This window comes from Paenibacillus foliorum, assembly GCF_013141765.1.
Lineage (GTDB): Bacteria > Bacillota > Bacilli > Paenibacillales > NBRC-103111 > Paenibacillus_S > Paenibacillus_S foliorum.
Map to the genome: position 1 here is coordinate 22,203 of NZ_WHOD01000133.1, position 11,890 is coordinate 34,092.

The 11,890-nt window shown below is 46.1% G+C and carries 11 protein-coding genes and 1 tRNA gene; all 12 read right to left on the minus strand.

What is annotated here, in order from left to right; genetic code table 11:
• Nucleotides 1–33: 33 nt before the first annotated feature.
• The 12 genes from spoIIE to GC093_RS34940 all read right to left on the minus strand — a co-directional run bounded on the left by spoIIE (nt 34) and on the right by GC093_RS34940 (nt 11,890).
• Nucleotides 34–2,523, minus strand: coding sequence for a stage II sporulation protein E (gene spoIIE, locus GC093_RS34885; protein ID WP_171656568.1), 2,490 nt, complete (start codon nt 2,521–2,523; stop codon nt 34–36).
• A 365-nt stretch (nt 2,524–2,888) separates the two neighbouring features.
• Nucleotides 2,889–2,962, minus strand: a tRNA-Met gene (locus GC093_RS34890).
• Between the two features lie 134 nt (nt 2,963–3,096).
• Nucleotides 3,097–3,663 carry a S1 domain-containing RNA-binding protein gene (locus tag GC093_RS34895; RefSeq protein WP_171656569.1) on the minus strand — a complete coding sequence of 189 codons (567 nt, stop codon included), beginning with the start codon at nt 3,661–3,663 and terminating at the stop codon, nt 3,097–3,099.
• Between the two features lie 105 nt (nt 3,664–3,768).
• On the minus strand, nt 3,769–4,101 hold the full coding sequence (locus GC093_RS34900) for an FtsB family cell division protein (protein ID WP_171656570.1): 333 nt from the start codon (nt 4,099–4,101) through the stop codon (nt 3,769–3,771).
• A gap of 15 nt (nt 4,102–4,116) precedes the next feature.
• Nucleotides 4,117–4,695: a spore cortex biosynthesis protein YabQ gene (yabQ, locus tag GC093_RS34905; RefSeq protein WP_171656571.1), complete on the minus strand. Its 579-nt coding sequence runs from the start codon at nt 4,693–4,695 to the stop codon at nt 4,117–4,119.
• Complete coding sequence (yabP, locus tag GC093_RS34910) at nt 4,692–4,976, minus strand: sporulation protein YabP (RefSeq protein ID WP_171656572.1); 285 nt, start codon at nt 4,974–4,976, stop codon at nt 4,692–4,694. The genes yabQ and yabP overlap by 4 nt, the downstream gene beginning before the upstream one ends.
• 289 nt (nt 4,977–5,265) lie before the next feature.
• Nucleotides 5,266–5,550: an RNA-binding S4 domain-containing protein gene (locus GC093_RS34915; protein WP_171656573.1), complete on the minus strand. Its 285-nt coding sequence runs from the start codon at nt 5,548–5,550 to the stop codon at nt 5,266–5,268.
• Nucleotides 5,550–5,822: a non-specific DNA-binding protein Hbs gene (gene hbs / locus GC093_RS34920; RefSeq protein ID WP_171656574.1), complete on the minus strand. Its 273-nt coding sequence runs from the start codon at nt 5,820–5,822 to the stop codon at nt 5,550–5,552. The genes GC093_RS34915 and hbs overlap by 1 nt, the downstream gene beginning before the upstream one ends.
• 63 nt (nt 5,823–5,885) lie before the next feature.
• A complete protein-coding gene (yabN, locus tag GC093_RS34925) occupies nt 5,886–7,382 on the minus strand; it encodes a bifunctional methyltransferase/pyrophosphohydrolase YabN (protein ID WP_171656575.1) in 1,497 nt (498 codons plus the stop codon).
• Nucleotides 7,383–7,989: 607 nt separating this feature from the next.
• Nucleotides 7,990–9,681 carry a putative polysaccharide biosynthesis protein gene (locus tag GC093_RS34930; protein ID WP_171656576.1) on the minus strand — a complete coding sequence of 564 codons (1,692 nt, stop codon included), beginning with the start codon at nt 9,679–9,681 and terminating at the stop codon, nt 7,990–7,992.
• 308 nt (nt 9,682–9,989) lie between these two features.
• Complete coding sequence (gene spoVT / locus GC093_RS34935) at nt 9,990–10,532, minus strand: stage V sporulation protein T (protein WP_171656577.1); 543 nt, start codon at nt 10,530–10,532, stop codon at nt 9,990–9,992.
• A gap of 281 nt (nt 10,533–10,813) precedes the next feature.
• On the minus strand, nt 10,814–11,890 hold the full coding sequence (locus GC093_RS34940; RefSeq protein ID WP_246315837.1) for a peptidylprolyl isomerase: 1,077 nt from the start codon (nt 11,888–11,890) through the stop codon (nt 10,814–10,816).

The following is an 11,890-nucleotide window of genomic DNA, read 5'->3' on the forward strand; positions in this document are numbered from 1 at the left end:
TTGGGCAAGTCGCGTTATGAAGCAGGTTCTATATCAACTAACTGTCTTCGGCCGCTCAATACGCTGCATACCTGGCCAGCTGAACGTGGCCCATTCTGGTTGATATTTCTCCAAACGAGCTACTACTACCGTCATATCGTCATAAATCTCGCCATGATGATACCGCACAATCCTCTCCAGCAAGATGTCAGCGAACTCCTGCGGCGATTCCGTATCAATTTCTGTAAGCAATCGCTTCATCCATATATCTTTATTAACGGCATGTCCTGGCGCATCATAGATGCCGTCAGTCATCATGATCAGGATGTCACCCGGCTGCAGTGGCAGACTAACCAAATCAACGTCAATCTCATGCAGGATTCCTACCGGTAAATTGTTAGCTGTAATTGGGAACACCTCGCCCCCTCGTTTGATAAAGCTAGGAGTGGAACCAATTTTCAAAAAGGTAGTATGCGCATTATACAAATCAATGATCGCCACATCGACCGTTGCATACATTTCATCAGAGGATCGCAGCATGAGCACTGAATTGACCGATTTTATGGCCAATCTTTCATCCATGCCTGATTGCAGCAGCTGCTGCAGAATCGTCAGTGCCGTACTGCTCTCTGCTCGCGCTCTTTCTCCATTACCCATGCCGTCACTTAAAGCAACTGCAAACTTTCCATTACCCAGCTCTACTGTACTAAAACTGTCCCCCGACAGCAAATCCCCCCCTTTAGCCGCCGCGGCAACCCCCGTCTCTACCTCGTACTCCTTGGCTGATCCGAACACTACCGTGCTGTACCCTTCCTTTCGCTCCAGCATCTGTTCATTTTTCACCGCGATATGCTCACCTAAAATATCCGTCAGCAACGGAGCTATAATTTTGCGGCATTCATCGAAGCCCCTTGTATATTGGTGTATGATTTCAATTTCCACATTCCCTTCGTCTAAGCTAATAATATCAATGCTATGAATGGATAAACCCAGCTCCTCCAGTCCAATTCGAATTTGCTCCTCCTGTAAAAACAACTCCTGCCCCTCTCGTTTGATTTCCTTAGCCAAATCCTCCATGACCTGTGATACACCATATAGCTGATCGGCCACTAACTGGCGGCTATCGATAATTTGTTTTTTCCAGTGCTGATCATTCTGATACAAGCTATATTGCTGCTTCATCACAGCGAGCACCTGATCAGGCTTGATACAAACTTTCTTCCATTGCGGCAAAATATCTTTACGACTAATCTCTTGCCTGAGCTCAACCTCTGTCATCATATCGGTCATGAACTTATGCGTCTGATAAAACTTATCATTCCAGCATTGATTGCGTTTCCAGCAAGAGGAGCATGATCGTTCAGCCACAGAGTTCATGAAATGCCCGACTTCCTCTTCTTTCTGCCTAGGCTCAGAGTCTACCGTAATTTGTTTAAAGCTTTTGGAGAGCTGACGGAACACCTCCGAGAATTGCTCCACTCGATTTGCAGTAATATCTCTTACTCTTTTCGCATAATCATGTTGAGACTTTAAATTTTCTTGGGTACCCGGTACGTATTTAGCCAGTGTATCTATAACCCCTCTCGGGGTAAGCAAGAATAACAGGACAGCCACCACCGATTCCCATGTCGAATTAATCACTTCAGATTGATTGCCAATATATACGGAGAGAATCGAAGATCCAAGCAACATCCCGAGCCCCACTGCCAGCTTATTGCCTTCTTTCAATAAACCTGCGAGCATACCGGCAAATGCCAACAAACTCATCTGGTAAATGGCATTCGAGTTAGCCAAGCTTAGGATCAGCCCTGTAATAACTCCTACCGAAGCTCCAAGGGGTGCTCCTCCAACTAGAGCGAAAAGCAGGATGAGATATCGTGAAAGCACATGCTCCACAGTCACAGATCCAAGCGACCAACCAACTGTACCAGTCATTACTGACGCAAGTAGAATAATAAGACAAATGACTTCCTCATTTTTTAAACTATAGTTTTTGCGGGTAAGGGTAAATACAGGAACAGCTTGCAAAAAGATATGCGTCAATATTAAGCTGAGCATTGCTTCGACTCCAGTAAGCATAAAGGTGTACCAGCTCAATTCGGTTGAAACGAGATGCGAAAACAATTGAACTAGAAAAACAGCCACAAAAACAATCACAGGAGAATACGAAATATCTGAGCGCTCAAACCTTTCCACACCTTTTTGGATTAATATAAACACGAGTACTTCTGACACCATATAACTGGTATGCATGGGATCCCCCGAGAGCAAACTGCCTGCAATCAAGAAGCAGCCCGTCATGAACAGAAGCTCCCGCCGTAAAAAGTACACTACAGCAAAAAATGCAATCGAAAACGGAGCTAATTGATCCAGAATCATCGCTCTACCCAACAAAAATGCCATTATCAATAACAGGATTGACCACTTCTTCGCGATTACCGATTGTACCAATCGGTTCTCCACCAACACATTTGTTGTCTTTTGTTTCGCTTTTTGACTCCATCTGTTCCAAGAAAGCCCAACATGATCTAATTTTCTTTGCATCCTTCATGAACACCACCCATAGCCTATTAGTGGTCTTAGTATAATGGCAGTCTATTATAAAGTTTGTCAGAATGAGTTGGTAGGTAGAAAGTTTTTTCCGACAAAAATCAGAACTGGCGCGCTAATGCTGGGAATCCTGTCACCTCAATATATGTAAGCGATTTCATAATTTTCATTAAGCTTTCTCCTTCTCAATCATTCATACAAAGGTCCAATAACCGTGCACTATTGCCGTTAGATGTTGTCGATTCACCCAATTCTTAATAATATACGACAAAACCTCCAAATCCTAAGAAGCCATTCAACACAAAAAACGCCCCGCCGGAATCAAGTTCTCGGCAAGGCGCCTTTTTTTCATCTTACAATAGCGGCGAAGGGGATCGAACCCCCGACCTCACGGGTATGAACCGTACGCTCTAGCCAGCTGAGCTACACCGCCACAACAAGCATGAGTATATAATAGGCCTGTACATCTTGTCAAGCTAGAAAGCAGTTCTGATCCCCACCTTGGCGTGACAATAACTAAAAAGCCGTGCAGGCGGAATCTCGCCCATACGGCTGCATATGCTATAGTTAATCGCGTCTAGCGCCTCGGCCTCCACGTTTCCCTTCAGTGTTCTTCTTCAGGGACGAGATGCGTTCCTCGCTATCTTTCAGAAAGCGCGATACTTTGTCTTCGAATGTCGGTTTACCAGCAGGAGGTTTACCTCCACGGCCTCCGCCGCCAAATCCACCACCTCGGCCTCCACGGTCTCCACCGCCTCCGCCGCCAAAACCGCCTCCACGGCCTCCGCCGCCAAATCCACCGCCTGGTCGACCTCCACGATCTCCGCCGCCAGCGCCAGGTCCGCCGGGTCCCCCACCTTGTCTTTCAAAACGAGCGGGCCTCGGAGCTTCAACCGGTTTGTCTACCGCTTGTTTAATCGATAGGCCGATTTTGCCGTCCTTGTCAACATTAATCACTTTGACGGTAACCATGTCATTCAACTTAAGATGATCGTTGACATCCTTAACATAGTTATCTGCTATCTCCGAGATATGCACCAGGCCAGTACCGCCCTCAGGCAGTTCTACAAATGCCCCAAAGTGAGTAATGCCCGTAACCTTTCCTTCCAGCTTGCTGCCCACTTCAATTGCCATAAAGTAAAATGTTCCTCCCTTAAATAGTTAACGAAACCCTGACAATGCAGATTATAACGTACAGCTACAATATGGTCAACAAAAGGTTTGATAGCGCTATCGTGCCTATCTCTTTTGTTCCTTAGGTACATAGAACAGGGTTTCTCCCTGCTTAACATAATGTAACTCTTTTCGAATTTTTTGTTCTACGTATTCCGGATCGTTCAACCGAACAATTTCACGTTTCGTATCCCCATTGGTTTGCTGCGTTTCTTTGTACTTCTGCTCCAATGCGGTTAGTTTCTCGCTTCTGTCATTGGTTTTAGCGATTTGATTCCACAGAGTGACCCCAGCCCAGCTTAAAAAGCAAGCAAAAACAATCATGACCAATCGGCGTCTGCGATAAGACCCTTTGTTAAACGGCTTTGTATTGTTTCTTGCCAATGGGGCAGAATTCATAGCTGTAAAACCCTCCTACGTCCGACCAAAAAGCCGCCTAATAAACGACGAAACCGATTGACCTATTTTGTTTACCCATGAAGTAATGCGAATCCGACGGATGAGCGGCCTAAGAAGCCACAAAAACAGTCTCCACACAGGATGGAGTAATTGTAACATAATTTTATACAGGAAAATAGCTATAGCCAATAAAAATCCTAAAATTATAATAGTTGCCCTATATATCCATACGATGGGTTTTATTATAAGGATTTCAATTGTCCGTTTACCTATACGGATCAACGCTCGGACAAACCGAATCATCCATAGAATTATTTGGATGACCGTTCGGCTGAACAGCATGAAGTACACAGCGATACCTATTAGCAAACCGACAAAAATGAACATCCGTACTTGTCCTAAATTGCTTGCATACAAAAGCTTGAATACAAGCAATGTTCCGATGAGCCAAAACACGAGATCCAGGAGGTAGTAAGCGTAACGCGGTGCCTTCAGCTGGCTTGCAAGCACCCGGTACAAATCAAACAACCCACCTAACGATAGTCCCCCCAGCAGCATCATGCCCATCGTAACAAACTGAGTTTGCAAGGTCACTTAAAGAGCTTACCCCATAGTCCCTTGGACTTTCCTTGGGAATTTGCGTCAACGTAGGCCAGCTCGTTCACTAATCCTTCAATCGCCACCAGCCCCTGCTCCAGGCTTAAGTTCTTAATATGCAGGTTCTGACCTCTGATCATTAGGAATCCATACTCGGTCTCCAGTAAAAACTCTTCGCTATCGAAGCTTTCTACGTTCATAACTCCGGACACTTCGAGCAGCTTGCGGTTGAGCATCTTGATTTCTTGTCGCTTCACTTTTCCCGGCTCGATTGCCATGGACGATCCCTCCTGGCAGCTTGGATTGTTGGGGAAGCAGTTCTTGCCATGACTTCGTCAGGCAGCGGGTCAGTGTAACGACCTCCGGCCGCTCTTGAAAACGAGTTTCTTGATCAGACTAAGAGGTGAAAACTCGTTTTCAAAGGCGGCACGTAAACTCTCCGGTTCGTTACACTACCCTCCGCCTACTAGCATGGCAATAAAAAATTCCCAACAACAAAGCTTGTTTACTTAAAAATATGGGGGGATGTCCAAGAATAGAACTACAAAAAAAAGAAGACTGAACACGTCAGTCTCCTTGGCTTTGCCATAGTTCGGTTTTGTGCATTTCTTCTTTGAGCAGGGTGTACATGTTCGCCGCATCTTCCTTGCGGGTAGACTCGGCAAGTTGTTCCACACGAACCGTCACGCTCTTTTGTCCGAATTGAATTTTCAATTCATCGCCGACCTTGACGGCACTGCTCGGTTTTGAGTCTTTCCCATTAATCCAGACACGTCCTTGATCGGATACATCCTTTGCAACGGTACGTCGCTTGATTAACCGGGAAACCTTGAGAAATTTGTCAAGGCGCATTATTTTACCGCTTCTTTAAGCTTATTACCTGCTTTGAAAGCCGGAACTTTTGACTCAGGAATTGTAATCTCTTTACCTGTTTGAGGGTTGCGTCCTGTACGTCCGGAACGTTTACGGATTTCAAATGTTCCAAAACCGATTAGTTGGACTTTGTCGCCTGTAGATAGAGCATCGGTTACTTCACCCAAGAAGTTGTTAAGAACGGTTTCCACGTCCTTCTTGGTCAAACCGCTTTTTTCTGAAATGTTGCTGATCAAGTCTGTTTTGTTCATGGATACTTTTCCTCCTCAAAATAACTCTATGTTATGTATTCTTTGTTTTTCAGGAAATTCCTGCTAGTTATTGTCGATATATAAAACTTTTTTTGCTTCCTGCCACAAAGATTCCATCTCTTGTAGATCAGTTTGGTCAAAATTTTTGCCCTTTAAACGCAATTGTTTCTCGATATACCCGAATCTCTCAAAAAATTTACGATTGGCGCCAGTCATGGCTTCCTCCGGTTCAACCTTCAGAAAACGGGCCAAATTAACAACTGAGAATAGTAGATCTCCAATTTCCTCTTGCTGTTCTTTTTTCGAAAATTGAGCGATCGCTTCCTTCACTTCGGCTAACTCTGATTCGACAACTTCCAACACATCCTCTAACCGATTCCAATCAAAACCGACGGCAGCTGCTTTTTTCTGAAGCTTATACGCCTTCATCAAGCCCGGAAGCTCACGAGGCACACCGCTTAGCAGAGGGAGCTCCTCAGGATCAATCCCTTTTTGGCGCTTTTCCTCCTGTTTAATCTGCTGCCAGTTTTGAAGAGCTTCGTTCGCATCCCCGGCTAAAGCTTCACCAAAAACATGAGGGTGACGGCGAATCAGCTTCTCATTCAAGGCTTCAATGACGTCCAACACTGTAAATCCACCTTCTTCAGCTTCAATTTGGGAGTGCAGCATTATTTGCAGCAGTAAATCACCCAATTCTTCTGCCATATGATCAGGATCTTCCTCGTCGAACGTTTCCAGAACCTCGTAGGCTTCTTCAATTAAATTTTTGCGCAAGGATTGATGCGTCTGCTCCCGATCCCAAGGACATCCCTCCGGACTGCGCAGAACTTCTACAATTTCATGGAGCCGGGCGAAGGTTCGGTTGCGCAGCTTATCCTCATCTGTTCTGGGAATCCATACGAGCGACAGATTACCGTAATCCTGGAGATGGTCCAGCTCGAACAGCGGTATGCGATGTATCTTCTCTTCGCCTACTACACCCAGAGCATGTCCGACCACGACTTCCATGTCGTCCGGATACAGCTCCATTAGCGTCAGCTTCGCATCTGAAGCAGTAAAGGTGTCATACACTTGGCCGATTACCGTATGCAGCTGCGGGTTCAAGCTGTGAACGGATAGTGCCGTTCCATTCAGCAATTGGAACCCATCAATCGGATCAAAGCCGAGACGCAGAAACGCTTGATCCAGAAAGCTTTCTCCGCCTAGCAGCTGCAGCGTTATGCCCTCCTGTGAACAGCGGTCCCGCAGCAGCTGTACCGTCATCTCAGCTACCATTGGATGACCTGGAACCGCATAGATAATACCAGCCGTTGCAGACTTAGCCAATGCTATCAGTTCTCCAGCAATAGCCTCATATACACCCTCGAACGTGTCATGACTTTCATATAATGCGTCAAATGATTCATAAGCGATATTGTTCATTGTCAGCATGGTGACCATCGGATGCTGATCCGTTCGCAGATACAGCTTATCTGCCGCCTGCAGTAGCTTCCAGACGCCTAGCGTCAGCTGATCTTCGTTGCCTGAGCCTAAGCCGACAACCGTGATGTGTGGTTGCATGAAAAATTAGCCTCCTTCGTTCATGTGGTATTGAGAATAGTTATAGATATAAGCGTGATGAGGATTAGAACGATAGAGAAATAGAACACTAGAGAGTAGAACATTAAAGAGTAGAACGATTGAGAATAGAACACAAGAGCGATAAGTATATAAAAGATAAAAAAGAGTTAAGTAAAAGAGATAAATAAAATGGGGCTCAATACTGAAATCAGCGCTCGACGAAATCATTCGATTTCGGCTCGATACCTAGCTTCTCGCTTGATGAGACTTTACGAACAGCAATGGCGGCATATAAAACATTATTCGGAGCCATTCCATACTCCCAAAACCTGCATTTATACAGTCTTTTGGAAGTTTTATCAGCCGTTTTCGTGAATTCATGTAAATGTGCATCTCTCTTTTCATTCTAAACTGAAATCAGACCATTTTACATGAAATTGCTGCACTTTCGCAGCTTTTCATCTCAACCGTAAATTTCACTAGTAAATAACTGCATGTTTGCAGGATTTTGTGCAGACCGATGATCGGGAGAGGGTCAAGCACCGATTTTGAGATTGAGCCTAAAAAAGAGAGGGCAAAGTGTTAAATATTTTAAAAAAGTAAGCTCTTATCGCAAAAGCTTCGTTCTGCGCAGCAGCGCGAGAGGCTTGCCTCTAAGCTGCGGAACTTGCTCCAGCTCGGCTGAAGACACGACGCCGAGACGCAGCAGCGCGAGCGCGTACACAAGCGCTCCAATAGCTACGCCTGTGAGCGAGACCACAGTGGCCATGCCCCGAGGGGGCAGGTCCACGTGGAGCGCGCCCAGCAGCGCGGGCAAGCCGTGCGTCACGGCGAGCAGGCCCACCGTCATCAAGCCGATGCCGAGCATCGGTTTGATGACGGTGCGGCCGACCGCCGGCGTGACGCCGGTGGCGCGCAGCGCGTGGGCGAGCGCAAGGCCTCCTGCGAGCGCGTAGGCGGCCACCGCCGCGGCTGCGGCGCCATCGATGCCCCAACGGGGCACGAGGGCGGCGTTTGCCGCGATTTTGGCCGCCGCCGCGGCGAGCAGGTAGAGCGCCGGCGCCGCCACGGCGCCGAAGCCCTGGAGCACGCTGCTTGCTACAATGTTGAGTATGCTAAACAGCGCAGTAAAGCTAAGGATAGCCATTGCCAAAGATCCTTCGCCGCTTCTGAAGAACATCACATTGATGGGCTCAGCCAGCACAGCCAATCCTACCGAAGCAGCTAGCCCTATCAACCAAGTTAGACGAAGCGACTTTTCAGTCAGACTGCGAAGCACCGCCGAATCCACCTTAGACTTCGACTGTGCTATTGCAGGCACAAGCGCTGCAGACACAGAAGAAGCTATCATTGCGACCAACTGCACCAGAGGTAATCCATGATTATACAGCCCAAACTGATACAAGGCTCCCATTTCATCCAAACCGTGGAGCTTCAACAGTCGGGGCATAGTAAACGAGTCTACCAAGGTTAGAATCGGCAAAGCTATCGTCCCCAGACAAATCGGCAAAGCGTACAGTAAAAGACGCCGTATTAAGCTACCATTACCTTCCCTTTCGTAGCAAGCCTCTCCAAGTTCATCTGAAGCAATAGCGGCAGTCTCTTGAAGAGACGTTTTATCTACCTTCCGCTCCTTCTGGTAGTAGTAAAGCATGACGAGCAACCCGGCAAGTGCTCCCATTACCGAGCCGAAGGTTGCCCCCGCAGCAATCCAATCCGGTCCATATCCATAATGAACAAATATCAACAGCAGCCCAAACATAGTACCTACTCGAATGGTTTGTTCAACCACTTGAGAGACTGCTGTTGGAACCATATTCTGGAAACCTTGAAAATACCCGCGCAGTGTAGACATCACAGGCACTATCAACAATGCAAAGGACACGCTTCGAATGGCTCTACTTGTTTGACTGGCCCCCATCAACCCTGCCAACCAGTCTGCCCCATAAAATAAAAACAGAAAAAACAAGAAGCCCGAAGCGGCTAGTACTGCTGACGATACCTTGAGTACGCGGCGAGCCTCCTCATAACGTCCCACGGATGCATGCTCCGACACAAATTTGGAAACCACAATGGGAAATCCCGCCGTAGCCAAAAACAAAATTAATATATACAGTGGATAAACCGCATTATAAATACCGAATACTTCGTCGCCTGCCATATTTTGCAACGGGATCTTTTGCATCGTTCCAATCAGCTTCGATATAACCGCCGCCGCACCCAGAACGGCTGCACCTTTTAACAGTGTCACCCCTGCCTGCTGCCCTTCATTGCTTCGAGTCTCTGAATCCACTTTCATACCGCTTCCCCTTCTTGCATGACTGGCTTGTCCCGTTTCCTGCTTTTTCCTTCTTGCAATCCACTTATTATATACCAATCTTTGTTGCTAAGAACAGCAAAAAAAGGGATCCCTAGACCCCCTTTTCAGGTTTCTCTATCTCTCCCCTTAATTAAACTGCGGCGAAGCGGAGCAAGGAAAGATACCGGATAGTTTAAGTTCCCCATTTTGAAGCCCTGTTCCGACCACATTCATCTAATCCAAAGAAACAAGTCTTCAAAAGGGGAACAGGTACTTTCCTTGCGCAGCGGAGCTAGTATTGATAATCTTCACTGCTCCATTTGTTTGGCCAAAAATCCGGCAGCTGTTTCAGCCATTTTAATCTCCATTTGGCCCATCTTAACATTTTCATCCTTACTGAAGAGAACCACGGACCCAATTGGATCGCCACCCGCAATAATAGGAGCAATGACATAAGATGTATACGTATCACTTACATCCTTGATAACCTCATATTGGCCGGTACTGCTTTCCATCGAAGTTTTACGGTTTTCCATACACGTTTCCACCAAAGAACCGATTGATTTTTCCAGATAGTCTTTCTTAGACGCTCCAGCAACAGCAATGATGTTATCACGGTCCGTAATCATAGTGATATGATTGGTGCTTTCATACAATGATTCCGCATATTCCTTCGCAAAATCACCTAATTCACCGATTGGAGAGTATTTCTTCAAGATGACTTCTCCATCGCGATCCACGAAAATTTCCAGTGGATCCCCTTCCCTGATCCGTAATGTGCGACGAATTTCCTTGGGGATTACCACTCTTCCTAAATCGTCAATACGACGAACGATTCCAGTTGCTTTCATGTTTCTAGATGCCTCACTTTCCTTGAAGAGTTAGTTACGACTGGATAGCTTTGTTTATTCAATTAGAGGGAATTTCATATTGTAACCATAGTATTCTTCGATTCCCATCGGCTTATACATGTGTTGCTTGTAAGACGTCAGTTGAGCTAGCTATACACAAATTGGCATTCATATCGTTGATCAACCACTTTGAGTTTATGTACCCTTGACGCCGTTGATTTCATTATGTCCATATTTGAGAAATAAAAACAGAGTACCCTCTCGGGTACTCTGGTAATATATTACTTAGCCGGTGTCTCAGCTTTTGGAGCCTCAGGAGTCGGTGTTCCTGCTGGCGCTGTTGGAGCTGGAGCTGGAGTAGGCTTCGGCAAATTATTAGTTTCAATGATTGTCGGCAGTTCTTTTTCTACAAACTCATACACCTGCGTTTCTGCCGCTTCAGAGCGCAAACTTGGCTTTACCTCGTCGAAAGTCTTGGTTTTACGGGATTCCACCTTGATGATGTGGTAACCGTATGAAGTTTCAACAGGATCGCTAACTTGATTTAGAGGCAGTTCAATTGTAGCTTTCTTAAATTCAGGCACCCATTGAGAAACTTCAACATTCTCATATTTACCACCCTTATCCTTAGAACCCGGATCTTCCGAGTATTCCTTAGCTAGAGCAGCAAAATCGCCGCCATTCTTCAGCTTGTCCTGCACTTCTATTGCACGTTTCTTAGCTTCTTCCTTCGAACGGCTTTCCTTTTGTGTTGTCGGATCCATCGTTCCAATTAGAATGTGGCTGACTGTTGCGGTATCATACGCATTTTTATCCTGTGCTAGATGTTTATCATAAGCTTCTTTCACCTGTTGATCTGTAACCTTGCTCTCCATTGCTGCAATACCCTGCATACTGCGGAGAATAAAATCGCTAATATCCTTTTCTGTCAGGTTGGCATCCTTAAGCTGCTTCTCTAAACCGCCCTCCTGCATGCCAAGAAATGTTTTAATCTGTTCCATTTGTTCATTCGCCTTAGTTTCTGCTTCCTTTTTCGCTTTATCGTCTGCACGGGAAGATAATACACGGAATGTTACGAACTGCTTCATCATGTCCTGCTGGAATGCAGGATCATCTTTATATTGGGCATATTCTTTATAGAAAAAGGTATTGATGTTAAGGAACGTATTGAACTCGCCACGGGTTACTTTTCCGCCATCTTTGTATGTTACCAATACTTCACTAGCATTCGCATCAGGCTTCGCCGGTGTCACAGCACCTGCAGCCGGATCTTCAACCTTCTTCCCACAGCCAGTAGCAACCACCGAAATTAAGGTCACCGCGGCTAATACAGTAATTAACCCCTTTTTTGTTTTCAT